The sequence below is a fragment of the Rummeliibacillus sp. NPDC094406 genome (genome assembly GCF_044763875.1).
Lineage (GTDB): Bacteria > Bacillota > Bacilli > Bacillales_A > Planococcaceae > Rummeliibacillus.
Genome location: NZ_JBIWGZ010000007.1, coordinates 1 through 24,535, shown reverse-complemented (window position 1 = coordinate 24,535; position 24,535 = coordinate 1). Strand labels below are relative to the sequence as shown.

General features: G+C 34.6%; 19 protein-coding genes, 7 tRNA genes, 1 rRNA gene and 1 pseudogene. 8 read left to right on the top strand and 20 right to left on the bottom strand.

The genetic code is table 11. From position 1 onward, the window contains the following. The first annotated feature begins 82 nt into the window (after positions 1-82). The 7 genes and pseudogenes from ACIQ4I_RS16680 (at position 83) to ACIQ4I_RS16650 (ending at position 6,534) form a co-directional block, all read left to right on the top strand. Positions 83-1,003: an ABC transporter ATP-binding protein gene (locus ACIQ4I_RS16680; RefSeq protein WP_403098036.1), complete on the top strand. Its 921-nt coding sequence runs from the start codon at positions 83-85 to the stop codon at positions 1,001-1,003. Then, positions 996-1,700 (top strand): ABC transporter permease, encoded by a 705-nt coding sequence (locus ACIQ4I_RS16675; RefSeq protein WP_403098034.1) that lies wholly within the window; start codon positions 996-998, stop codon positions 1,698-1,700. Before ACIQ4I_RS16680 ends, ACIQ4I_RS16675 begins: the two co-directional genes overlap by 8 nt. Next, positions 1,700-2,533 carry a DUF4097 family beta strand repeat-containing protein gene (locus tag ACIQ4I_RS16670; protein WP_403098032.1) on the top strand — a complete coding sequence of 278 codons (834 nt, stop codon included), beginning with the start codon at positions 1,700-1,702 and terminating at the stop codon, positions 2,531-2,533. Before ACIQ4I_RS16675 ends, ACIQ4I_RS16670 begins: the two co-directional genes overlap by 1 nt. Before the next feature lie 581 nt (positions 2,534-3,114). Beyond that, on the top strand, positions 3,115-3,819 hold the full coding sequence (locus ACIQ4I_RS16665; protein ID WP_403098030.1) for a response regulator transcription factor: 705 nt from the start codon (positions 3,115-3,117) through the stop codon (positions 3,817-3,819). Further along, entirely contained in the window at positions 3,820-4,755 is a 936-nt protein-coding gene (locus ACIQ4I_RS16660) for a sensor histidine kinase (protein ID WP_403098028.1), read from the top strand. Between the two features lie 96 nt (positions 4,756-4,851). Next, positions 4,852-5,774: pseudogene (locus ACIQ4I_RS16655) on the top strand (ABC transporter ATP-binding protein). A 61-nt stretch (positions 5,775-5,835) separates the two neighbouring features. After that, positions 5,836-6,534: an ABC transporter permease gene (locus ACIQ4I_RS16650; protein ID WP_403098026.1), complete on the top strand. Its 699-nt coding sequence runs from the start codon at positions 5,836-5,838 to the stop codon at positions 6,532-6,534. Between the two features lie 329 nt (positions 6,535-6,863). On the opposite strand, the gene ACIQ4I_RS16645 is transcribed toward ACIQ4I_RS16650, so the two are convergent. The 4 genes from ACIQ4I_RS16645 to ACIQ4I_RS16630 form a co-directional block, all read right to left on the bottom strand. Next, a complete protein-coding gene (locus ACIQ4I_RS16645) occupies positions 6,864-7,463 on the bottom strand; it encodes a class I SAM-dependent methyltransferase (protein ID WP_403098024.1) in 600 nt (199 codons plus the stop codon). A 388-nt stretch (positions 7,464-7,851) separates the two neighbouring features. Further along, on the bottom strand, positions 7,852-8,784 hold the full coding sequence (locus tag ACIQ4I_RS16640) for a DUF4309 domain-containing protein (protein WP_403098022.1): 933 nt from the start codon (positions 8,782-8,784) through the stop codon (positions 7,852-7,854). 355 nt (positions 8,785-9,139) lie between these two features. Continuing rightward, positions 9,140-9,727: a YdeI/OmpD-associated family protein gene (locus ACIQ4I_RS16635; protein ID WP_403098360.1), complete on the bottom strand. Its 588-nt coding sequence runs from the start codon at positions 9,725-9,727 to the stop codon at positions 9,140-9,142. 48 nt (positions 9,728-9,775) lie between these two features. Further along, positions 9,776-11,035: a chloride channel protein gene (locus ACIQ4I_RS16630; protein WP_403098020.1), complete on the bottom strand. Its 1,260-nt coding sequence runs from the start codon at positions 11,033-11,035 to the stop codon at positions 9,776-9,778. 372 nt (positions 11,036-11,407) lie between these two features. On the opposite strand from ACIQ4I_RS16630, the gene ACIQ4I_RS16625 reads away from it, so the two are divergent. After that, the gene (locus ACIQ4I_RS16625; RefSeq protein WP_403098018.1) at positions 11,408-11,890 is read left to right on the top strand and encodes a hypothetical protein; all 483 of its coding nucleotides are present in this window, start codon (positions 11,408-11,410) and stop codon (positions 11,888-11,890) included. 230 nt (positions 11,891-12,120) lie between these two features. On the opposite strand, the gene ACIQ4I_RS16620 is transcribed toward ACIQ4I_RS16625, so the two are convergent. From ACIQ4I_RS16620 to rrf, 16 genes are all read right to left on the bottom strand, one after another. Next, positions 12,121-13,866 carry a methyl-accepting chemotaxis protein gene (locus ACIQ4I_RS16620; protein WP_403098016.1) on the bottom strand — a complete coding sequence of 582 codons (1,746 nt, stop codon included), beginning with the start codon at positions 13,864-13,866 and terminating at the stop codon, positions 12,121-12,123. A 355-nt stretch (positions 13,867-14,221) separates the two neighbouring features. Further along, entirely contained in the window at positions 14,222-16,024 is a 1,803-nt protein-coding gene (gene glmS / locus ACIQ4I_RS16615; RefSeq protein ID WP_403098014.1) for a glutamine--fructose-6-phosphate transaminase (isomerizing), read from the bottom strand. Positions 16,025-16,799: 775 nt separating this feature from the next. Beyond that, positions 16,800-18,152 carry a phosphoglucosamine mutase gene (gene glmM, locus ACIQ4I_RS16610; protein ID WP_403098012.1) on the bottom strand — a complete coding sequence of 451 codons (1,353 nt, stop codon included), beginning with the start codon at positions 18,150-18,152 and terminating at the stop codon, positions 16,800-16,802. 49 nt (positions 18,153-18,201) lie between these two features. Then, positions 18,202-19,491: a CdaR family protein gene (locus ACIQ4I_RS16605; RefSeq protein ID WP_403098010.1), complete on the bottom strand. Its 1,290-nt coding sequence runs from the start codon at positions 19,489-19,491 to the stop codon at positions 18,202-18,204. Continuing rightward, a complete protein-coding gene (cdaA, locus tag ACIQ4I_RS16600; protein WP_403098009.1) occupies positions 19,491-20,333 on the bottom strand; it encodes a diadenylate cyclase CdaA in 843 nt (280 codons plus the stop codon). The genes ACIQ4I_RS16605 and cdaA overlap by 1 nt, the downstream gene beginning before the upstream one ends. Before the next feature lie 117 nt (positions 20,334-20,450). Next, on the bottom strand, positions 20,451-21,071 hold the full coding sequence (locus ACIQ4I_RS16595; protein WP_403098007.1) for an anti-sigma factor family protein: 621 nt from the start codon (positions 21,069-21,071) through the stop codon (positions 20,451-20,453). 12 nt (positions 21,072-21,083) lie between these two features. Beyond that, the gene (gene sigW, locus ACIQ4I_RS16590) at positions 21,084-21,647 is read right to left on the bottom strand and encodes an RNA polymerase sigma factor SigW (RefSeq protein WP_397536544.1); all 564 of its coding nucleotides are present in this window, start codon (positions 21,645-21,647) and stop codon (positions 21,084-21,086) included. 286 nt (positions 21,648-21,933) lie between these two features. Further along, positions 21,934-22,839 (bottom strand): arginase, encoded by a 906-nt coding sequence (gene rocF / locus ACIQ4I_RS16585; RefSeq protein ID WP_403098005.1) that lies wholly within the window; start codon positions 22,837-22,839, stop codon positions 21,934-21,936. Between the two features lie 622 nt (positions 22,840-23,461). Next, positions 23,462-23,534, bottom strand: a tRNA-Lys gene (locus ACIQ4I_RS16580). Between the two features lie 12 nt (positions 23,535-23,546). Then, positions 23,547-23,621 (bottom strand) — tRNA-Gln (locus ACIQ4I_RS16575). A 5-nt stretch (positions 23,622-23,626) separates the two neighbouring features. Continuing rightward, a tRNA-Tyr gene (locus ACIQ4I_RS16570) sits at positions 23,627-23,710 on the bottom strand. 7 nt (positions 23,711-23,717) lie between these two features. Then, positions 23,718-23,793, bottom strand: a tRNA-Val gene (locus ACIQ4I_RS16565). 27 nt (positions 23,794-23,820) lie between these two features. Further along, positions 23,821-23,895: transfer RNA gene (locus ACIQ4I_RS16560), tRNA-Glu, on the bottom strand. Positions 23,896-24,015: 120 nt separating this feature from the next. Continuing rightward, positions 24,016-24,088, bottom strand: a tRNA-Thr gene (locus ACIQ4I_RS16555). A gap of 13 nt (positions 24,089-24,101) precedes the next feature. Continuing rightward, positions 24,102-24,178 (bottom strand) — tRNA-Asn (locus tag ACIQ4I_RS16550). A gap of 263 nt (positions 24,179-24,441) precedes the next feature. Next, a 5S ribosomal RNA gene (gene rrf, locus ACIQ4I_RS16545) occupies positions 24,442-24,535 on the bottom strand; the annotation flags it as partial.

The following is a 24,535-nucleotide window of genomic DNA, read 5'->3' as shown; positions in this document are numbered from 1 at the left end:
TTTTCATTTTCCTGTCTCTTTACTTTATTTTTACTTTCATCTTTTACGATGTAATTAGGCAATATAAACGGGAGGCTTTTTAATGGAATATATTATTCAAACACATCAATTAACAAAACGTTTTACACTCGAACCTGTTATTAACCAAGTAAGTATGAATATTAAAGCCGGTGAAATTTATGGCTTTCTTGGGCCGAATGGTGCTGGTAAAACTACGATTATGAAAATGCTATTAAATTTAGTAAAACCGACATCTGGTGAAATTAAAATTCAAAATCAATCAATTATAGCAACTTCATACGAATATTTAAGAGACATCGGCAGTCTCATTGAATATCCGATTTTTTATGAAGAACTTACTGCATATAAAAATTTGCAATTGCACTGTTCTTATATGGGTTATAAAGACATGAATCATATAAAGAAAGTGTTAGATATTGTAGGTTTACAACAAAGCGAAAAGAAAAAGGTACAAGAATTTTCTCTCGGCATGCGTCAGCGTCTTGCTATTGCACGTGCCATTGTTACTAAACCTAAAATTTTAATTTTAGATGAGCCCATTAATGGTCTAGACCCAATTGGTATTAAAGAAGTGAGGGAGCTGCTTGTTATGCTAAAACAACAATATGGTATGACGATTTTAATTTCGAGCCATATCGTCTCAGAAATCGAATCCATTGCAGATACGATAGGAGTTTTAAATCACGGTGAATTGATCGAGGAAATCCCTATGCATTCCCTACGAAATAAAACACACTCAACCGTTGAAATGGTCGTAAGTGATACTACAAAAGCTAAACAATTATTAGAAGAAGCGTTTAACGCTAATGTTCAGATCATTGACGGCACAACCCTGCATATTCAAAAAGCATATGAAAAGCCGTCAACATTAACAAAACATTTAGTACTGAATGGTGTTGATGTAAATGAGGTTGAAACTTTGCATCAATCTCTAGAAGAATACTTTGTAAATCGTATTAATGGAGGTAAACAAAATGCTTAATCTATTAAAACTTGAATGGCATAAGCATCATATGGCACGTTATTTTAAAAGCTTTCTCTTCTGTATTATTGGCATTTATGCCTTTATGGCTTTAATTTCTCTAGGCTCAAAAAATGATGTTGATGGGGCAATGAGCTCATTTAAGGAATTTATGTCACTTTTTAACATTATATCAAATATTACTTTTATTATCTTTGGTAGTGTTATATTATCTCGCCTGATCATTTCGGAATTTCGTACGAAAACGATGCAAGTAATGTTTACCTACCCTATACAACGTAAAAAACTTTTATTTGCTAAGTTAACACTCGCTTACCTTTTTACTGTAGGGAGTTTATTTGCTAACATTTGGCTCATGCAAATTATTACGTACTTTTTACAACCTTCACTTGGATTATTTGAAGGGACAGTAACACTACAAGATTTAATCGCCACATTGCCAACAACTGTATCTAACTCACTAATGATGGGTGCAATTGCTTTAATTCCATTAATTTTTGGAATGCGAAAAAAATCGACAGCTACTACGATTACTTCTGCTGTCATTATCGCCTTTTTAATTAACTCAACGGTTTCAAATGGCAGTGAGACATTCAGCTTAACGAATGTTGTATTTATTCCAATTATATTATCACTGTTTGGAATTGCCATCGCCTATTTATCATTCCGCAACATCGATATAAAGGATGTGGGATAATGATAAGGAAAAAACTATTTATACTATTGTTACTTGTCATAATGAGTACAGTCGCTATTCTTTTTATGAAACAATCTACTGAGACAATGACTATTGGTAAGTATGAAGCAATGCCAAACATTGATGTGACACTTAATGAGTTAAATATCGCTATTGCCGGCTCACCTGATGATAAAATACATGTTCAATTAAAAGGTCCTAAATTAAATAAAGAAATGGTGAAAATCACCGAAGAAAACAATAAATTCTTCATTAAAGAACCACTACGCAAGAAAAAATGGAAAGACTATATTCACTTTCGTCCAACACCTACTATTGTCGTGCAATTACCCAAAACTCAAAGTAAAACACTTACGCTTAACAATGCAGATGGTGATTTCACTATTCGAAATTTGAGATTGGATAAGGTACAAGCGGAAATGTCTACAGGCTCTTCCAATCTAAAAAACATTGCTATCTCGAATGCTGAATTTCATATGAAAGATGGCAATGTGACAATCGCTAAAAGTGCAATCGAAAACTTATTGATTACAACAAGTTCTGGTGATGTTGCTATAAAGGAGAGTACTGGCTCAACCCAATCGATCCAAACGGTTGATGGCCAAATCAAAATGACGGATGCTACAGAACAACCAAGTTTACATGTGAAAAGCGTTTCAGGAGATATTGGAATCCACTATAAAAAAACACCCACTTCACTTCAACTCAAGAATTCGGGTGCTGGTGATATTAAGATTAAGCTACCAAAATATGATAAGAAAACACATATTATTGGCGATGGCACTAATATACTTTCAACTGAAACGAAAGATGGTAGTATTGTGATTAAATAGAAACGTGAAATAATAAATATTTTATGACAAAATAGTTGGGTACTGAGAAGCTTTCAAACTCGCACTCCTGCTTCTCACATCGCAAAAGTAAAAGTCAGGAACTCAATTCTCTTAATATTCAAATAAAATAGATGGGCAAAATCCTTTATGCCACAAAAAAGCACGATTCAATAAAAATTGAATCGTGCTTTACATTTAATTTTCCGATTGAACGTGCCAGTTCCAGACTTTTTCATTCAACATTTTTTGAATGATATACGATTTTCTAACTTAATACCTTCTTTCCATTCTCCATGATAGCTGGATCTTTCCATTTGAATAGAAGGAGGCGAACAACCTATTGGACTATTCCTTATGAGATTATTTTTTCTTTTACAATAAAAGTTGGTAGTTGTTTTATTTTTTAAAATTTAAATATAGTTGAAAGTTTTCTATATTATGTGAAAATAAATACTAGAAAATAAATGTAATTATAGATATTAATAACGAATTACTAAAGTTAAGAGATGGTGTTACTTGAAGAAAGTATGTGCCATCGAGTAGTTAATGTGAAATTTTTACAGGAAAGGCGTTGCTTTTTGATGGAGAAAACAAAAACTATTTTACTGGTTGAAGATGATCCGGCTATTAGTAATATGGTAAAAACATATTTAACTAATGAGGCCTTTAATGTTAAATGTGTCTTTGATGGAGAGGAAGCCATGAATGCCTTTAAGCATGAGCATTATGATTTGGTTTTATTAGACTTAATGTTGCCAAAGTTAAATGGTATGGACTTTCTTCAAATGGTGCGAACTAAGAGTTACATTCCCGTAATTATTATGTCAGCAAAAGATAGCGAAGTGGATAAAGCATTAGGTCTTGGTTTAGGCGCAGATGATTATATCACCAAGCCATTTTCAATGGTCGAGCTTGCAGCAAGAGTGAAAGCGGCTATAAGAAGATCCACACAGTATATAGTTCCTCAAATTGAACGAAATACATCAATAATCAAAGTACATGAGATTGAAGTGGATACGGAGAATCATTGTGCGACAAAGAACGGTATGGAAATCAACTTAACATCTAAAGAATGGAAGATTCTTTGTTTGTTTTTTGAAAATCAAAAGAAAGTTTTTACAAAAGAACAAATTTATCGTTCTGTCTGGGAGGACGACTACTATGGTGATGAAAATATTATAAATGTTCACATAAGCCGACTTAGAGAAAAAATCGAGGATACCCCATCGAAACAAACCTATATCAAAACAATATGGGGGATCGGGTACAAGCTAGGAGAATTTTAAATGATTACTATATTAAGCTGTATCATAGTTGTTCTTCTTATTTGTTTAATCTATCAATATCAATCTAAGAAGGTAAGAAACAAGAATCTCGCTTATATAACAAATAAAATTGAACAGATGAAAGCCTCACAATCAAATGAGCGAGTTCTCATTGTAACAGATGATAAGCACCTCATAGAGATGCTAGAAATGTTAAATCAGATTGTCGATGATTATCAAGAAAATGTACGTCAGTATAAAAAAATGGAAGCCTCCATGAAACGGATGTTGGCGAATGTCTCTCACGATCTTAAAACGCCACTTACAGTGATCGCAGGCTATATCGAAATGCTTCAGAATCAACCTCAAATGAATGAGCATGAAAGAGTGCGCTTGCTAGAACAAGTACAAGGTAAAACATTAGAACTCATTACTTTAATGAATACATTTTTTGACTTGGCTAAGTTAGAATCCGGTGATAAAGATATTCCGCTTGAAAAAGTTAATCTAACAGAGATTTGTAAAAATAATATGCTATTGTTCTATGAATGGATCCAAATAAAAGGATTAGAAGTGGTCATTGAGATACCAGAAAAGCCTATTTTTGCTCTCGGTAATGGAGAGGCATTAAACCGTGTATTAAATAACTTGATTTCCAATGGTCTTCGCTATGGTGCTGATGGCAAGATGATCGGTTTAAGGGTGTTTTATGATGAAACGAGAGTCCATGTTGAAGTTTCGGATAAAGGAAAAGGAATTAATGAGACGGAACAGGAGCGTGTATTTGAACGTATGTTCACACTTGAAGAATCAAGAAATAAAGCCTTCCAAGGCAGTGGTCTAGGTTTAACCATTACAAAAAGATTGGTTGAAGAAATGCAAGGAGACATTTCAATACAATCCATACCATTTGAAAAGACATCATTTACATTTTCATTGAAGCGTCTGAATATTTAGCCATCTGGTTTCTTAAGATTTTCGTAAGAATTAAGACAGAAAAAAGCAAGGGACGCTTGCTAGAATGAAAACAGGTAGAAAACGAGGAGGGTCATCATGGACTATGTTGTACAGACAAGAAATTTAACAAAAACTTTCCAAGGGCATGATGTTGTGTCCGATGTAACAATGAATATTAGACAAGGTGAGATTTACGGATTTCTTGGCCCGAATGGTGCTGGTAAATCAACCATTATGAAGATGCTAACCAATGTGATTAAGCCTTCACATGGCGAGATTACAATCTTCGGAAAACCACTCAAACATGATTCTTTCGATTACTTGAAGAGAATAGGCAGTATGATAGAATACCCTATTTTTTATGAGAAAATGACTGCACGGGAAAACTTAGAAATGCATTGTACTTATATGGGATACCATAATAAGCAAGCAATTCGCGATGCTTTGGATCGTGTGGGACTTGAAAATGTGGAAAATAAGCTGCCAAAAGATTTTTCACTAGGGATGAGACAGCGTCTTTGTGTCGCCAGAGCCATTATCACAAAGCCAGAATTCTTGGTTCTAGATGAGCCGATTAATGGACTTGATCCTGCTGGAATTAAGGCTATGAGGAAATTATTCAAGATGCTTAATCAAGAATACGGTATGACCTTGCTCGTCTCCAGTCACATTATTGGTGAGATTGAGCAAATCGCAGACACGATCGGTGGCATTAAAGGTGGCAAACTGATTGAAGAGGCATCAATGGATGCGATAAAGGCGAGAAATACAGACTATATTGAGTTAGTGACAAGTAATCAGCGGAAGGCACCATGGTTCTGCATGATAAACTCGGTATTAATAACTTGAAGGTGGTTGATGATCAAACCATTCGAATCTATGCAGCAGAAGTGCCTCAATCGACTATTTCTAAGACACTAATACTTGAAGATATCGACATTGAGTCTATTGATAAAAAACAGACAACATTAGAAGAGTATTTCATAAAAAAAGTCGAGTTAGATCAGGTAGTGAGTTAACTTTTCTACAAAGAGAATAGGACAATGGAGTAACATATTAAAAGTTAAGGAGCCGATCATTTTGTTTCAATTAATAAGACTTGAGTCAAAAAAGTTTAAATTAGGATGGTTTATCAAAGGTGCTATTCTTGCAACTATACTCATTCTGTTTTGTTTATGTATGATTTCTGTACTTGAAAAAAGTGAAGGTACTGAAATGTTAAAAGATATGACAGGATTTTTCACGATAAGTGGAGCACTGGTTAGAGGTGTTTTTATAGTATTTGCCGCTGTTCTTATTTCAAAAATGATTATTCAAGAGTTTAAGAGTCGAACAATTCACATCATGTTTTCCTATCCAATTAATCGTAAAAAAATCCTGGGTGCAAAATTGATACTTATCGTTTTGCTGACATTCATTGCAATGACAATTTCACATACAGTAGTAATTATTGGTTTTATTGGATTGAATCAAATTTTCCATTTTATTTCTGCAATAAGTTTAACTTCAAGTGATTTTTCGGCTGAATTCATAAAAGTAATCATGTTTAGCTTAACGACTGCAGTAGCAGCACTTGTGCCTCTCTATTTCGGGATGAAAAAATATTCTACACCAGCAACGATAGTTTCTTCACTTTTAATCGTTAGTGTGACATGTCAATCTATGGGTCCGAATTTCTCATTAGCCAATATTATTTATATCCCTCTTGCCTTGGCATTAATTGCTTTTGGTATTGTTGCTTTAGCTATTCGGAATGTTGACCGTATGGATTTAAATTAAGTAAAAGATTCAAATCCTTTCATCAAAGAACTTACATTGGATACTTTTATTACGATGGACTTGATTAATAGATGAATTAAGGAGCAGAAGAAATGGAATTAGGTATCATATCAGGAATAATATTTGGCATATTATTGTTTATTATAAAGTTTATTCTCATTATTTTTAACTAAAACGTAAGAGTATCGATAAGAAATGGGCTAAGAAAAAACAAAAAACCATGCTACAGGTGTAAGAACTGTGTCGTGGTTTATTTTTATGTCACACTAAATCAAGAGATTCCCCTGCTACTTAATGAAATATAAATTACTAAACGATGTCTAAACTTTTTACATTTTAATTCCTTTCATACAAATCCACTTTTTATTTACATTTTCATAAAATTCTACTTTATTAAACCCTGATTTTTTAAACAATTGCTCTAATTCTTCCTTGGTTTTATAGGATTTCATATGATAGTTAATTTTATATTTCTCAGCAATGATTAAGAAACAACCTTCTGATTTCAATACTCTAAAAACTTCTTTTATACCATTTTCTAAATCGGACCAAAAGTAATGTGTTTGAAATGCAGTAATTATATCAAATACATTTTCGGGAAATGGGATGTCAGTCACACTCGCTCGCTGAACGTATACTTTACCCGTAGCTACATCTGTTTTATTTGCTCTTATTGAATCTTTTACTGCCTGTTCAGAATAGTCTATACCGTATATTTTTCCGTATGTATTAATTTTGGACATTAATTGTATTGCTTTACCTCCTCCACAACCTATGTCCAACATTACCGCATTTTCACTAATTTTTATCTTCTCGAAAGCCCATTTGTTCATTTCAGTATGAGCAGTATTCATTATATTTAACATAAATGAACCTATGATTCCATTTGGATTCTTAGCTTGTTCTATCAACCTATTTAATAAGTTCAAATTCATTCCACCTTTCGACTTCGCATCACCTTTTATATTCCACTCTCTTGTTATTATCTCCTCTAAATTAATTGAAATATCCTGACTTTAGCTTAAACTTCCACAATCAACCGCCACTTAAAAAATACATTTGTTATAGAAGAAAACCAACCATTTTGAAAAAGAGATAAATCTTCTCTTAAAAACACAAAGGCGATACTACTTAAAACCTAGTACCCCCTTTTAAAGTTCTTTTAAAATATTTAATTCAGCGTAATTGTAGAAATTTAAACAGATTACTTTGAGTCCGCTTTTAATTTCAGATGTTCTTTTTCTGTTAAACATAAAAACCCCCTTAGATAAGGTTATCTAAAGGGGCGAGAATAAACATCATAACTTTATTGCACTATTACTGATAAACATTGTAACTAACTACTTTTGGATTTTTGTCATTGGCATCATTGTATATACTTAGGAATTCAAATGTTAGTTTATAATTCCCTGCTTTATATGTAACAAGATGCGCTCCTTTATATTCAATTTCTTTTGCTGGTTTTCCTAAAGTCTCTTTTACTGTATTTAAACGAATGGCAAGTACTGCTTTATCGTTTTTATTTTCACCTTTTTTTGCTAGTTTCATTACTTGGTTTAAACTAGCTGCTTGTTTAGATGCTTTAGTTTGATAGACATTGTAACTTGTTACTTTCGGATTTTTATCATTCGTATAGCTGTATACACTAGGGAATTCAAACGTTAGCTCATAATTCCCTGCTTTATATGTAACAAGATGTGCTCCTTTATATTCAATTTCTTTTGCTGGTTTTCCTAAAGTCTCTTTTACTGTATTTAAACGAATGGCAAGTACTGCTTTATCGTTTTTATTTTCACCTTTTTTTGCTAGTTTCATTACTTGGTTTAAACTAGCTGCTTGTTTAGATGCTTTAGTTTGATGGACATTGTAACTTGTTACTTTTGGATTTTTATCATTCGTATAGCTGTATACACTAGGGAATTCAAACGTTAGCTCATAATTTCCTGCTTTATATGTAACAAGATGCGCTCCTTTATATTCAATTTCTTTTGCTGGTTTTCCTAGAGTCTCTTTTACAGTTTTTAAACGAATGGCAAGTACTGCTTTATCGTTTTTATTTTCACCTTTTTTTGCTAGTTTCATTACTTGGTTTAAACTAGCTGCTTGTTTAGATGCTTTAGTCTGATGATTAGAATTAGTAGTTTTATGATCAACAGCAGATGCAAAAGTTACATTACTTACGCCATTTAACAGTGCTACAGAAAGTGTAGTAGCGATTAATACTTTTTTTGTTTTAGTTAAATTATTCATTGAAATTCCACCTTATTTTTAAAGTTAGATAAATAATTCCCTTATTTATGTTACAATTATATTACAAAGATTTCATTTTGTATACAAATCAAACAAAAATAAAAAATATTTGTGACTTTATTTTTACAAAACTTTTTATATAGGACCCTTTCGTATTTTAAAATCTGATGTAATAGTTATTATGTTATGAACTTTCTAATTCATTTGTGCATTTATAAAAAAGCCGACACTATATTTGTTACAGTGTCGGCTCTTAATTTCTAGGGACTTTATTATGTTTTAAATGATTTTATTATTTGGGTACAAAATCCGTATAGATTGATTAAAGTTGGATTCCCCTATTCAAAGAAAATAGCTAATCATTTAATCCCTTTCCATCGAGAATTTGCTGAATATATTTTTCAACCCTTGACGCTCGAGTTTTGGCTTGCTTGGCCCCCGAAAAGTAAAAAACGTATGCTCGTTGTCGTCCTGGCGTCAATGCTTCAAAAGCAGTTTTCAATTCAGGAATTTCATCAAATTTAATTTGAAGTTCTTCAGGAATTATGATATCTGTGTTCATATTCACTTTCATCCCTGCTTTTTCAATTTCAATAGCTTCATTAATATAGGCTTTTAAAATGGGTTCCATCTCGACTATTTCTTGCACATTGGTGAAGCGAATCTGGCGAGCTGCCTGTACATTCTCCGTTTGTTGGATTAGAATTCCATTGGGATCCTTTAACAAAGCACCTTTGTGAAACAGAAACGCACAATATTCTTTAAATCCATGTATTAACACTATGTTTTTATTCTCAAACGTATAACAAGGGTGCATCCACTTAAATTCTTCTGTCAGCTCACAGTCAAGAACAATATTTCTCAACTTCTCATATTCTTCTTTCCACTTTTTTGATTTACTTAAATACTCATCAACCTTAGGATTCATTCTACTATTTGTCATCAAGGAACACCCCTCTTCAATTTTCCAAAACAGCATCTTCAACTAAAATTAAGCAGTTATTTTTTTCGGCAATTTTTTTCTCATTTTACTTAACCAAATGAATAAAGCCACAATGATTAATATAATCGGGGCTAACTCTTTCGGGAAAAATAGCATTAGAGCAACTCCTACTAGTAAAGGTGTCTTTAAAATAGCAATCGAAGCACTACTACCTATAACAGCTACGATAAAGAGCATATCTAGTTGTGGAAAGAAAGTCGCGATAGCGTAGCCTTGTAAAATGGAAGCAAATATAACTGGTAAAACATTTCCACCAACCCAACCTGACTTTAAACAAAACTCCATAAAAATCAGTTTTAAAACCGAACCCAAAATTAAAGTAGCAATCGAAAGTGTCGGTACTAAACTAGGTAAGTCTTGCATAGAAAGTTGGCCCGAAAAAAGTAGATTAGGAGCGATTAAAGACATTAAACCAATACCAATACCACCGATAACAGCACTTAAAATAATTTTATTGTTTATTTTAGAAAAGAGTTTATTCATCGCTATTTCCATTAGTTTATAAAGTTTACTAAACAAAATACCAATCAAAACTAAAGGAATAAAAAGAAACAATTCATCCAAACCCCAATTAGTTTCCCCTAACTTTGTTACAAAAGGGGGCTGATCCGATATTTTTATAAAAAACATAAAGGTCACTATACCGTTAACGATAAACAACATATAAAATAATTTCTTAAATAATAGTAGTTTTTTCTCTTTAGGAGCCTGATCAGGATTATAGGGAATAAGGTAATTATGAGGTAAAGCTAATTTTTTTAGTCTAATTAGACAAGATTCCTTTTTCAATTCGTTGTAGGAAAAATAAAAGTAACGCATTTTATCTCCCTGCCATACCGATAACGCAATAACAGAACTTAATACGGCTGCTGCAGGACCTACACTTGCACCAAAGATTAAAATTAAAAAGGCAATTAAAAAATTGATATATATATTTGAATAGTCCATTCTTTGAGTTGTTTTTAATTCAACAATAGCATCATTAGCTGTTTTAGGTAGGTTCCCCCACTTATACCTGCTAACACCTACTAAAACACCTCCAAAAATACATAATAATAATGTATAAATAGCGGGTACTTTTAATGTATTGGATAGATCATTCCATAAAAAATCTGCCAAGCCATTAACTAAAATTAAAAAAACAGAAGATATAAAACCGATTATCCCACTTAGAATTAAGCCATAAACAAGTAATCCGCTTATTTTAAAATACTTCTCATTCAAAATAAAACTCACCACTTTTTTCATGTATATTAAACTCACTAGTTGCATTAAGTAACAATATTCATTTGAAATACACATAATTTTAATGTCGATATAACTATACTAGACTTTACCTTGAAAGGGCTAGTAATTTCCTATCTAAATTGTAGGTTTGGAATACAGTTTGATTAAAAGCGCGCTACAGATTGATCAAAATGCGGGGAGTTGATTTTGGATTGAAGGCAATTTTTATAAAAAAAGATTGATTAAAACTGAGAGACAATATCTTTCTTATAAGATTCCGATGGTGGATCAGATAATACAGGGTCCTATTAGGTCAGCTGGATCTCGATAGTTGGTGGTTGGTAAGGTTCATACTGTTTCATTCTCAAGATAATCACTGAAAGAAGGTGAAATATGTTTAAGATCATCTACATCATAAGCTTTTTAATGTCAGTTTTACTTTTTTACTTATGTAATGATATGACACAGACTTTAAATATAAATAGTGAGTTCGGAGTAGTTGGTGGTAATGGCAATCTAGGCCTATTTCCTTGGATCTTCCTCTTTCCCTTCTTTGGATTCTTTGTTTATGGAACTTTTAAGTATTCGATGCTCACATTAACTAAACTAGCAAAGGCTAAGAAAATAATGATGCTTGCAGGTTCAGGTGTGTTATCTTTCATAATAGTGATAAATGTCTACAATCAAGCTTCAGAATTGAGAAAAAAGATTGTGGAGGTTAGTCCTACTTATACAAGGGAAAGTGAATTATCATTATTGAATTTCTGGTCAAATTCTATTTTCTTCAATTTTTTTACTTTTTTACTAGTTATTCTTTTGACTATTCTGCTTAGTGCAGGAATGACTATGTTAAAAAGTAGAGTTCCAAGAGCATAAAAAGATAAAATTACCTTAAGCTAACCTGCCCGATGCTTAAAGAAAAAAATCCTGCAAAAATACAGGATTTTTTTCAATCTTTATTTTAAATAATCGAACTTCGCTTTAAATAATCAATCTTATTTATAAAGCTACACAAAATGTGTCTATATCCTACCCTCAAAAAGATAATCAATAGCAAAATTCATTCATAATAGTAGAATTTTATTCTAAAGATTATCTTTTCATTCTTAAATTACTTGGGAATTGTCTGGGTTTTTGACACCTACATCAAACTTTGAAACAGTTTTTTCAAGATCTTCCGCCATTTTATTAAGCCTTAAAACGGCATGAAGGATATCTTGATTGTAGTTTTCTTGTTCAATTGTTCGGTCGACCACACTTTCTGTTGCCTTTGCTGCCTTATTTGCAAGCATCGTCGTTTCCATTACTCCTGCTGTGATTTCCTCCGAGAATGCTGACATTTCTTCCGAAGTTACGGAAACTTGCTTCGTATGAGATACTACGCCCTGAATAGAGTCGAGAATACTTTCAAATGATTTTCCAGCTTCTTCAACAGCTTGTATACCGTCTTCGACATTTTCTGTTACAACATTCATTGTTTGTACTGTTAAACTCGTATCCACATTTATTTTAGAAATTAAATCCGATATGCTATTTGCTGATTTTTCCGATTGCTCAGCTAGCTTTCTTACTTCTTCAGCTACTACAGCAAAGCCTTTTCCGGATTCACCAGCTCTCGCCGCTTCAATCGCAGCATTTAATGCAAGTAGGTTCGTTTGTGAAGCAATGTCACGAATGATATTTATAATAAGTGAAACTTCATTTGATTGATTCTCGAGTTTTTTAATTGCATTTGCCGATAATTGAACAGATTGATTAATAACATTCATTTGATGAATCACTTTTTCAATGCTACTATTTCCGAGCTCTACATTTTGTAAGCTAATCGATGATAATTGAGATACATTTGAAGAAGCTTCAGCAATTTGTTGAATGCCCTCTGACATTTGCTCTAATGTAACTGAACTTTCCTCCGAGCTTTTATACTGTGCATGCGCTCCTGCCGATACTTCCTGAACGGACGCAGAAATGTGGCTAATTGCTTCACTTGCCTTCTCGCTACTTTTAGCCACTGAATTGGTCGTGTCAATTAACTGTTTGGACCCAACGTTGATGCCAAGAATAATATTTTGTAAATCTAATACCATCCGTTGAAATGCTTGTGTTAAAAGTCCAATTTCATCTTTTCGTCCTGTTTCTATCATGACAGTTAAATCACCATTACCAACTTTTCTCACTTGTGATGTTAATTTTCGTATAGGTTTCGTTAAATAATCTGCGAAGAAATAAACAATGCAGATTCCTACTATTAAGATAATCAGTGTAATAGTAATAATTTTCATTTTATTGGCGCCCATAGCTTCATAAACAGCTGTGGCATCCAAATCTGCCCCCAATAATCCAATCACTTCTCCAGCCTTATTTTTTATGGGAGCATAAATAGCTAGTACTGCACCATATTTTGCATCATTTGATAACTGAAATTGTACTTTCCCGGTTTCAAATACTTGTTTCATTTTAGGATAGGATTCGGGTGATTCCTCTTTAACACCAATCGTGGAACCCTCACTTGGCATACTATCTACCATATAGTAGTATTCGTAGTCTTCATCCTTTTTCACACGAGACATCGTATACAAACTAGATACATCATAAAACTCTTTAACAGAGCCTAGTTCTTTTTGTAATTCTTGATAATATCCTTCCTTTTTAGCACCAATTTCCAAATTTTGATAACCTTTATCATCTATCTTAGAGATTGCATGATCAATCATAGCTAAGTTTTGTTGACCAACAGACTCTTTCACTAAATCTAACGATGAACGATAAACAAAAAAGCTAATCAGAAAACACGAAATAACAAGTAAAATTGAAAAAACCATTAACATTTTAATCTTTAAGCTACTTCTCATCGATGAACTCCCTTTGATTATTTTAATATTCCATTTCCCACCGTGGATATATTCCCCAAATTTAAGGATATCAGGAGTTGTAAATTTTGCAATATTTTCCTTAGTATAATGCTGGTATTTCTAAAATATTATTTTACTTGTTCATTTATAATAAAGTTTGATTTAGAATCCTCTCTCCTCTATAGATTTCTACGAGGTGAGGTGAGGCCGGGACATAACTAGTCAAAAACCTTAAAAGCGCGAGAACTCAACTTTAAAATCGTTGATTTCTCGCGCTTTTCTGATGTGAAATTTTTTAATTTTAGGGTACAACTTAGTTGTGTGCAGACACAAAATTCAGCTTTAAAAAACCAAACTACTCAACCGTAACGGATTTAGCCAAGTTACGTGGTTTATCCACATCGCATCCACGGTATAGTGCTGCATAGTAGCTGATTAGTTGTAAGGCTACTACGGATACAAGTGGTGTTAGAAGTTGGTGTACTTGTGGTAGGACGATTGTGTCACCTGCTTCTTCCATACCTTCCATTGAGATGATGCATGGGTTAGCGCCACGTGCTACTACTTCTTTGACGTTTCCGCGAAGGTTCAGGCTCACGTCTTTTTGAGTGATTAGAGCGAATACTGGCGTACCATCTTCAATTAGGGCTATGGTACCGTGTTTTAGTTCGCCACCTGCAAATCCTTCTGCTTGGATGTAAGAGATTTCTTTTAGTTTTAATGCACCTTCAAGGCTTACGTAGAAGTCTACGATACGACCGATAAAGAATGCATTTCGTGTTGTAGCTAAGAATGAATCTGAAATCTTTTTCAATCCATCCTTGTCATCAATCATTGATTGGATACCATTTGCAGCAATTGCAAGTTCCGCTTTTAGATCAAAGTCTAGTTGTTTACCATGTGACTGAGCTTCTACATAAGCAACGATTGCAAGGACTGCAACTTGGGCTACGTAAGCTTTTGTTGATGCTACTGCAATTTCAGGACCTGCATGTAATAGCAATGTGTAGTCCGCTTCACGAGATAAAGTTGAGCCAGGTACGTTTGTAATTGTTAATGCTGGGTAGCCAAGTTCTTTAATCTTCACTAGCACTTGGCGACTGTCGGCAGTTTCACCTGATTGTGAGATGAAGATAAAGAATGGTTTTTTCGATAATAGCGGCATGTTATATCCAAATTCACTTGAAATATGAACTTCTACAGGAATGCCTGCGATTTTTTCAAAATATTGTTTCCCAACAAGACCAGCATGATAGCTTGTGCCTGCTGCAATAATATATAAACGATCTGCTTCATGTAATGCTTCCGCAATTTCAGAAGGGATAGATAATTCACCTTCTTCATTTTGATAAGCTTGGATAATTTTACGGACAACGACCGGTTGTTCATCGATTTCTTTTAGCATGTAGTGAGGATATGTGCCTTTTTCAATATCGCTCATATCTAACTCAGCTGTAAATGGAGCACGTTCTACTACAGTGCCATCTAGTTTTTTAATTATTACAGATTCTTTCGTTACGATAACAACTTCTTTGTCATGTAGTTCGATGAATTGGTTTGTGACTTGTAACATTGCCATTGCATCTGATGCTACAACATTAAAGCCTTCACCTACACCTACAAGTAATGGGCTTTTATTTTTTGCTACAAAGATTGTTTCTGGATCTTCTGCATCCAATAACGCAAGTGCATAAGAGCCGTGTACAAGTGTTAATGTGTGACGGAAAGCTTCTTCAGTAGTCATACCGTCCTTCACGAATTTTTCTACAAGTTGTACTAGTACTTCTGTATCTGTTTCAGATTGCATCTCAACGCCTTGTAAAAATTCGCCTTGTAAAAGGTGATAATTTTCTAATACCCCATTGTGTACTAAAGTGAAACGACCTGAAGTACTTTGATGAGGGTGAGCATTGCGACGATTTGGTACACCATGAGTTGCCCAACGTGTATGCCCAATCCCAACAGTTGCTTCTAGTGAAGTATCTACGACTTTACGTAAATCTGCAATACGACCTTTTTCTTTAAAAACGGATACACCTTCAGCATTACTTAACGCAATACCAGCAGAATCATATCCGCGATACTCTAGTTTTTCTAAACCTTTTAATAAAATTTCTTTGGCATCCAATAAGCCATTATATCCAACAATTCCACACATATATTTTTCCTCCGAGCTTCGCAAAATTAGCCACAAGAAATCTACTTCCCCTAAATAGGCGAAGTACATTAATATTGTAGCTGCTATTTTGCCTTCTTACTCCTTTGTCTACTCAATTGCTCGAGTAATTTAAAAGTAAGATAACGATCGGGCATTGTCGATCGGGAGGCATCCGCCGAAAATTCGATACTCCTCCACCTCGTCTACTGAAGATTGTACGCTCTATTTCTTCAGTACTGGCGCTATAACTGTTTTCCGATTTCATGCTTCAAAACGATCCTCCTTAGCATTATACTAATCGAATGAAAAGGTTAGACCTTTTAAATTCAATAGCAATTTCATCATACTGAAAACACCATTCATAGTCAATTACAAACATGCATTGAAAAGGTTTACAATTTCAAAAAATAATTAATCATTATATAATACGCAACAAATTCCAGTTTTGTTGCATTTTTTATAAAAAAGATTCCTTTTTACTATTCCTACTTAATCTACAATTAAAAAAGTCCTTTGTGGTTTTAGTTCATTTTTATCCTATAATTTATATCCTTCCGCAAGAAAGAATTTTTAAACATAAGTCTATGTTAAAATCTTTTACGCACAGTGCCAGCGCGCTAAGCGCACAATAACTATTCCTTTCAGATACCAATAATCAAATTTAACTGCGCCAACATAAAAAGAGATATCCTCAAAAGTTCTGTGAGAATATCTCCTTAACTATGTTAATCAAGGAATCGTTCATTTGTGATTTCTATTCCTTGTTGTAAATGAATTAATCCTTTAATTCCATTTCTTCACGAACGACATCCACAATTCGTGTGCAATAAGTTTCGCAAAGTTCACTTGATGGTGCTTCAACCATAACTCGAACTAATGGTTCTGTACCTGAAGGTCTAACTAATACTCGTCCATCACCATTCATTTCTTGTTCAACTTGTGCAATAATTGCCGCTACTTTTTCATTTTCTTTCACAGTATGTTTATCAGTAACTCGAACATTAATTAGTTTTTGTGGGAAAATTGTCATTTCAGAAGCAAGTTCTGATAATTTTTTGCCTGTCTCTTTCATCGTATTGACTAACTGTAAACCTGTAAGTAAACCATCACCTGTTGTGTTATAGTCTAAAAATACGATATGGCCTGATTGTTCGCCACCAACGTTATAATTACCTTCACGCATAGCTTCTACTACATAACGATCGCCAACTTTAGTTTGCACGCTATGCAAGCCATTTTCTTCTAAACCTTTGTAAAAGCCCATATTACTCATAACTGTTGATACGACTGTATCTTGTTTGAGCATACCTTTTTCGTGTAGATGCTTAGCACAGATGTACATAATTTGGTCGCCATCAACAATTTGCCCATTTTCATCAACTGCGATTAAACGGTCACCATCGCCATCAAATGCTAACCCTACATTAGCACCTTTTTCCACTACTAAATTTGCTAATTTTTCTGGATGTGTAGAACCAACGCCATCATTAATATTCAAACCGTTTGGAGAAGATCCCATTGTTGATAAGTCTGCCTCTAAATCTGCAAATAAATGTGTAGCCAATGATGATGTTGCACCATGAGCACAGTCTAATGCAATATGGATATCTGTAAAATCTTCATATACAGTTTGTTTTAAATATTGAATGTATTTTTGGCCACCTTCAAAGTAATCGCTAACTGAACCTAAATCTGCTCCAGTAGGGCGCGGTAGATTATCATGTTCTTGGTCTAGTAAAGCTTCAATTTCTTCTTCTTGTGCATCTGAAAGTTTAAAGCCATCTGGACCAAAGAATTTAATGCCGTTGTCTGCTACAGGATTGTGAGATGCTGAAATCATCACACCCGCTTGAGCACTCATTACTCTTGTTAAATAAGCAACCCCTGGTGTACTAATAACACCTAAACGCATTACTTCTGCTCCTACTGATAATAGGCCTGCAACAAGTGCACCTTCTAACATTTCACCAGAAATACGAGTATCTCGTCCTATTAATACTTTCGGACGATCTGTGGTTTCTTTCGTTAAAACGTATCCACCAAAACGTCCCAATTTAAACGCTAACTCAGGCGTTAGCTCACTATTGGCGACTCCGCGGACGCCGTCTGTTCCGAAATATTTACCCATTTTGTTATTCTCTCCTTCAAAACTGTATGCAATTTTTTAACGAACTTTTTTATGAAAGTTGACTAATTTTTAGTTTTATAGAACTCGGAGTGGCATTCCATGTTGTTCCCGCAGGACTACTACCTAATATCTTCAAGGTATTTGTTCCCTCTTTCACATCTTTTGCATCTACATATAATTGAATATCCGATGCTGTTATGTTCGCAATCTCTTGCTCATCGCCAGTTACAAATACTGATACATAATAACTTGTTTCATTATCAATGGCGAATTGTTCTTTATCTAGATTTTTTACACTTACTTTAACGTTGTCAACAGTAGCTGTAGATGCCGTTGCACTAGTAGTTTCTTGATTATTAGTTGTTTCATCATTTACATTTTTGTTGCTACTTAATGTTTCGTCTAGTGTAACATGGACTTTTAATTGATTAGTTGATAGCTTTGTCACGCCGGATGGTTTGGACAAATTAACTGTGACATAATCAGATTTCTTTAATTTCGAAACATCTACATCAACAGGCAATGAACTTATTCTTTCAAGTTCATCTTTTGGTCCAAATAGCGTAATATGGCTCGCATCAGCTTTCAACGATTTTACCTTTAAATTATCTTTTGGATTACCCTTTACATTTAAGGAAATCGGCACTTCCTTATTATACTCCCCAATGTCAACTTTTACTTGCACAGTAGAAGGGCTAATTGTAATATCTAATTTATTCATATCACGATCTAGCACTTTTACAGGTGCTTCCTTAGTAAAGGACTCTGTCACTCTGGATTCACCTGATAACATTGCTTTTACATAAGCTATACTGTCGACTACACTTTTAGCACCAGTAACTGTAACTTCATTTGGATTCGCTGTCATTGTTTTTACAAAATAATCAGGTGCTAATTGACTTTCGTTAAAGTCAGGATCTACTTTAAAGGTCCGTGTGACTTTTTCTTCTATAGATACATCTATTGTAGATGGTTCAATTTGAATTTGGAGCTTATCTGAAAAACCCTTATATTTAAATTTAACCTTGTGTTTTCCGATTGTTTCTTTACTTAGATCTAAGTAAACTTCATAATCCTTAAGCGCCTTCGTTTGTAATACAAGTGCTAATGGCCCCTTTACGGAAACATCAACCGTCTGTGGTACACCCGTAACAATTAAGTTTTTGTCATCATAAAGCACTTTTACAGGAACGTTATGAATTACTTCAGTTTGGCGGTCAGAAGTTGTTGTTGTATTATTGCCTGGACTTGTTTCAGATCTCACTGTAAAGAACATTAATAATGCCAATACAAGTGCGGTAATTCGTAAAAACCATGGACTGTCGACTAGTTTATCCATCACTTTTTATCCCCCCTCCAGTTCCATTTGGAGGTACTGATTGCAGCAGTTGGTTCGCCAAACCATGCACGCTGTAAACGTGACTCAAATTCTTCAATAGATAAATCACGATGCAAATCACCATTAATGGTTAAACTAATAGCGCCTGTTTCCTCTGACACTATAATCGTTACAGCATCCGTTACTTCACTAATACCAATTGCTGCACGATGACGTGTTCCAAGTTCCTTTGAAATAAATGGACTTTCTGAGAGAGGCAAATAACAGGCGGCTGCTGCTACTTTATTTTTTTGTACAATTACTGCTCCATCATGAAGCGGCGTATTTGGTATGAAAATATTGATAATTAACTCTGATGAGATTTCAGAGAACATAGGAATACCTGTTTCAATGTAATCATTTAAACCTGTTTCTCTTTCAATTGAAATAAGCGCGCCAATTCGTCGTTTTGCCATGTAACTAACAGATTTGGACATGGCGGATATCAATCGGGCCTGTTCTTCTTCTTCCTGTAAATTACTTCGAGCAAACAACTTTCCTCGCCCTAATTGTTCCAACGCTCTACGTAATTCAGGTTGAAAAATAATGATGATCGCCAAAAAGCCAAATTCAATAACTTGTTGCGTCATCCAGCCTAATGTAGTTAGCCCTAAATAAACGGTAATAATTCGAATGATTACGATCACAAAAATACCTTTTAAAAGCTGAACGGCCTTTGTGCCACGAATCAATGTAAGTATATTATAAAAGACCAACCATACTAATAAAATATCAATGATGTTTAATACCATTCTTATCCATTGATTGTTGGTGAACTGTGTAAATTCATTAATAAAAGTCATGTGGATCCCCCACTTTTCTAGCGAGTACGTATACGTCAAGTATAGCACAACTACCTTACTTTCTGCCCGTATGAAGCAGAAAAGCCCACTATTAAGTTAGCAGACTTCTCAATTAGTTTATTCATTTTTATCAATAAAAGACCAAGCACTTTTCACACTACTTTTAATTTTATACCATAGCCATTCAAAAGCCTCGTCAACTTCCTCAATTTGTCCGGTGACATTTGCAGTAGAAGCCATATATTTACCATTAATAACTGTAATATTCCCATCAACTTCACCTTTTACAATAATATCGCCATTCTTCACAACGATGTCGCCTTTTACAGTCTCTCCTTCAGGAACAATTACCGTTTGACCTTGTACTTGTAAATTCGGCTGTTTTGTAAACGAAAATTCTTGGTCATTTTTATAACCTGATAGGAGTGACGCACTCATAAGAATGCAAAACATTGCTGCTGCTACTAAAATTGGGTGTCTACGAATCCATCGTTGTATGCCATTACGCATCTTTCTTTTAGGAAGTTTTTGCATTACTTGTTCTACAAAATTTGGAGGCGCTTCAATAACGGCTGCACTTTTCACGAACGCGATTGTTCTAGTTAACTCTTGCATGTGCTTTTGGCAATCATCACAATTTCGCATAAATGACTTCAACTCTTGCTCTTGTTCGCGGCTAATATCCCCATCTAGATATTCATGCATGTATTGCACGATATGTTCAGGGCATTTACTCATAGTGAAAACCCCCTACAAATTGCTCAATTGCTTTCTTAGCGCTTCACGCCCTCGGTGAATACGTGTCTTTACTGTTCCTAATGGCATATCCAAAATTTCGCTAATTTCTTGCAGTGGCAATTCTTCAATATACTTCAAGATTATGATTGTTCGATACTTTTCTGGCAAGCAACTAATTTCATATTGAATTCTTTCTTGCAATTCCATTCTTTCAATCTCTTCTTCAGGGAGTCGATCTGATGAAGAAATCTGAGAATACATATCGAGTCCATCCGTACCTGTAACTTGTGCATCTAAGTAATAGTCTGGTTTCTTTTTTCTTATGCGATCTATACACAAATTTGTTGCGATACGAAATAGCCAGGTAGAAAATTTCCTATTTAAATCGAAAGTGTGCAAGTTTGTATATGCACGTATAAAAGCCTCTTGTGCTATATCTTCTGCTTCATGTTGGTTGTTGAGCATGCGGTAGCATACTTGATATACTTTTTGCTGATAGAGGCTCACAATATCTGAATACGCATGTTGGTCACCTTTCAGCACTTGCTTTATTCTTTTGTTGATTAACGCATCCATGTGATTTCCCCTCCGCCATGCGGCTGCCTATAATATACGAACCGATTCCTCAGTTGGTTTCATTTTTATTTCACATTTTTAAACATTATTATTTTTATTATACCAATACTCCCTTCTATTTCTTACAACTTTTTTCATTTTCACCACTTTAATGGTAAAACTTTGAAAATAGCTATAAAGGGCTAGTGGCTAGAAGTGCCATAGAACCACAAATGGACAGTATTACAGACGGCGATTAACCCTATTAAATAGATATAAAAAAGGATGAGCAAACCGCTCATCCTTTTTAAACTAGCGTCTCACCAAATAATGAGCCCATTAAAGCTACCGCTACATCAGCTGTTTTATTTTTTTCATCCAGAATTGGATTGACCTCAACAAACTCTGCAGACGTGATTAAACCTGACTCTTGTAACATTTCCATCGCTAAATGACTTTCTCTGTACGTAATACCACCTGGTACTGGAGTTCCTACTCCCGGAGTATAGATCGGGTCAATACCATCTAAGTCTAACGATAAATGGACTCCATCTACATTCTGACTTTTTAAATATGTAATGGCATCTTGTATTACATCCGTCATTCCTTGGCGATCAATTTCATGCATAGAATATACTTTGATTCCTGTTTTACAGATTAATTCTTTCTCACCTTGGTCAATTGAGCGTGCACCGACAATCACAATATTCTCTGGTTTTACTTTAGGTGCAAATCCTCTAATATTGACTAATCTTTCATGGCCCAGACCTAAACTAACAGCTAATGGCATACCATGAATATTTCCTGAAGGCGATGTTTCACTTGTATTCATATCTGCATGAGCGTCGTACCAAATAACACCTAAATTTTCATAGTGATCTGATATGCCAGCTAATGTACCGATAGCAATACTATGATCCCCACCCAATACTAATGGAAACCTTCCTTTCTCTACTACTTCATGAACTTTTTGAGCTAGTTTAGTATTTGCATCAGTAACTGCCTCTAAATTTCTTAATGTTGTATCTGGAGATTCCTCTTTCTTTGAGTGATCAATATAGATGTCACCTTCATCTATTACTGTATGACCGATCTCTACTAAACGCTCAACAGCACCTGCATAACGAATTGCACTTGGCCCCATATCTACGCCTCTGCGTAATTGTCCCATATCCATAGGGACCCCAATCATCGATATCTTTAATGACTCCATGAAGTCATACCCCCTTTGTTATCTAATTCTATTGTAACGGCAGGAATGCTGATGGCTCAACAAGACATTTTTCTGTATTTTTATTCAGTTCAAAAATTTTAAAAAATTATAGAATCCTTTAAGCAAAAGAATTTTAAAGAAGTCTATATCCTTTTATTTGAAACAATTTTATTATGCAAAATTCATATAAAATATACGAATATTAATTGATATCTATTTTTTTCATTGCAACGCTTTCGACGGTGAGCCCTCGAAAATGCATTCGCATTTCCTTCGTGCGAGGTTCATTCAGAGTCATATGGAATAAGCTTGAGCTGAAAGCACCGCAGGAACGTTAGTGCTACACTACTAAGTCGAAGTTAGCGATGCTGAATTCAACAAGGAGATTGAAGCCAAGCCCGTGAAAGCGCTGTCTGTAGTGGAACATCCAAATATGAATATGGAAAAGTTAATGTGTTGAAATAAAATTGATTCATTTATAAGGAAATTACAATATATGAAAGAATTTATTTAGACGCTGCTCTTTTAGATAAAATTGCAGCGAGAGGAAAAGACATGGAAATTAAAGCAACAAAAAAACCTTCTTCTAATATTTTAGAAGAAGGTTATATCTTATGAATGATGAGTCATGCAGGATTCGAACCAGCGACCCTCTGATTAAAAGTCAGATGCTCTACCAACTGAGCTAATGACTCATAAAATAAAAATGGCTGGGGTACCTGGATTCGAACCAGGGCATGACGGAATCAAAATCCGTTGCCTTACCGCTTGGCTATACCCCAATAAATGGTGGAGGGGGGCAGATTCGAACTGCCGAACCCGAAGGAGCGGATTTACAGTCCGCCGCGTTTAGCCTCTTCGCTACCCCTCCGAAACAGTGGTGGAGGATGACGGGATCGAACCGCCGACCCTCTGCTTGTAAGGCAGATGCTCTCCCAGCTGAGCTAATCCTCCAAATTGTTAATATGTAATTATTAAAAGTGGTGACCCCTACGAGATTCGAACTCGTGTTACCGCCGTGAAAGGGCGGTGTCTTAACCGCTTGACCAAGGGGCCATTTTAGAAAATTTATGTCTTTAACAGGACAAGAATAATAATATCACATTTCAATTAGTTTTGCAACCCTAAAACAAAAAATAATTAATCTATTTATTTTTTCGGTTTATAAGTTTCAAAAGCTTCCAACCGGGCTCGAACCGGTGACCTCTTCCTTACCATGGAAGCACTCTACCTGCTGAGCTATGGAAGCACAGACAAAAAAATGGCTCCGAAGGCAGGACTCGAACCTGCGACCCTCTGATTAACAGTCAGATGCTGCTACCAACTGAGCTACTTCGGAACAATATTATTATGTTACCTCTAACACATTTATTATTATAACAGGATATTAAAAACATGCAAGTAGTTTTTATAGAAGTTATTAGATTTTTTTGTTTTTTTAATTTAAACGTGTATTGGAGCAAGTTATTTCCATAAATCTTTATAAAGAGCTCTAGATAAACATGATATTCTTTAGAATAAAATAGTTCATTAATATAATCTTCTCTTATTATATCAATATAAAAAAAGATACTACCAATAAAATTAGTAGTACCTTAATGTGCCTAGCAACGTCCTACTCTCGCAGGGGGACAGCCCCCAACTACCATTGGCGCTAAAGAGCTTAACTTCTGTGTTCGGCATGGGAACAGGTGTG

What these genes read in the sequence shown, in the direction of transcription:
- rocF (WP_403098005.1), bottom strand. Translation starts at nt 22,839, where the DNA reads ATGGAGTCATTAAAGATATCGATGATTGGGGTCCCTATGGATATGGGA.
- sigW (WP_397536544.1), bottom strand. Translation starts at nt 21,647, where the DNA reads ATGGATGCGTTAATCAACAAAAGAATAAAGCAAGTGCTGAAAGGTGAC.
- ACIQ4I_RS16675 (WP_403098034.1), top strand. Translation starts at nt 996, where the DNA reads ATGCTTAATCTATTAAAACTTGAATGGCATAAGCATCATATGGCACGT.
- ACIQ4I_RS16605 (WP_403098010.1), bottom strand. Translation starts at nt 19,491, where the DNA reads ATGGATAAACTAGTCGACAGTCCATGGTTTTTACGAATTACCGCACTT.
- ACIQ4I_RS16635 (WP_403098360.1), bottom strand. Translation starts at nt 9,727, where the DNA reads ATGACAAATAGTAGAATGAATCCTAAGGTTGATGAGTATTTAAGTAAA.
- ACIQ4I_RS16680 (WP_403098036.1), top strand. Translation starts at nt 83, where the DNA reads ATGGAATATATTATTCAAACACATCAATTAACAAAACGTTTTACACTC.
- glmM (WP_403098012.1), bottom strand. Translation starts at nt 18,152, where the DNA reads ATGGGTAAATATTTCGGAACAGACGGCGTCCGCGGAGTCGCCAATAGT.
- ACIQ4I_RS16620 (WP_403098016.1), bottom strand. Translation starts at nt 13,866, where the DNA reads ATGAGAAGTAGCTTAAAGATTAAAATGTTAATGGTTTTTTCAATTTTA.
- cdaA (WP_403098009.1), bottom strand. Translation starts at nt 20,333, where the DNA reads ATGACTTTTATTAATGAATTTACACAGTTCACCAACAATCAATGGATA.
- ACIQ4I_RS16665 (WP_403098030.1), top strand. Translation starts at nt 3,115, where the DNA reads ATGGAGAAAACAAAAACTATTTTACTGGTTGAAGATGATCCGGCTATT.
- ACIQ4I_RS16595 (WP_403098007.1), bottom strand. Translation starts at nt 21,071, where the DNA reads ATGAGTAAATGCCCTGAACATATCGTGCAATACATGCATGAATATCTA.
- ACIQ4I_RS16630 (WP_403098020.1), bottom strand. Translation starts at nt 11,035, where the DNA reads ATGAAAAAAGTGGTGAGTTTTATTTTGAATGAGAAGTATTTTAAAATA.
- ACIQ4I_RS16660 (WP_403098028.1), top strand. Translation starts at nt 3,820, where the DNA reads ATGATTACTATATTAAGCTGTATCATAGTTGTTCTTCTTATTTGTTTA.
- glmS (WP_403098014.1), bottom strand. Translation starts at nt 16,024, where the DNA reads ATGTGTGGAATTGTTGGATATAATGGCTTATTGGATGCCAAAGAAATT.
- ACIQ4I_RS16670 (WP_403098032.1), top strand. Translation starts at nt 1,700, where the DNA reads ATGATAAGGAAAAAACTATTTATACTATTGTTACTTGTCATAATGAGT.
- ACIQ4I_RS16640 (WP_403098022.1), bottom strand. Translation starts at nt 8,784, where the DNA reads ATGAATAATTTAACTAAAACAAAAAAAGTATTAATCGCTACTACACTT.
- ACIQ4I_RS16625 (WP_403098018.1), top strand. Translation starts at nt 11,408, where the DNA reads ATGTTTAAGATCATCTACATCATAAGCTTTTTAATGTCAGTTTTACTT.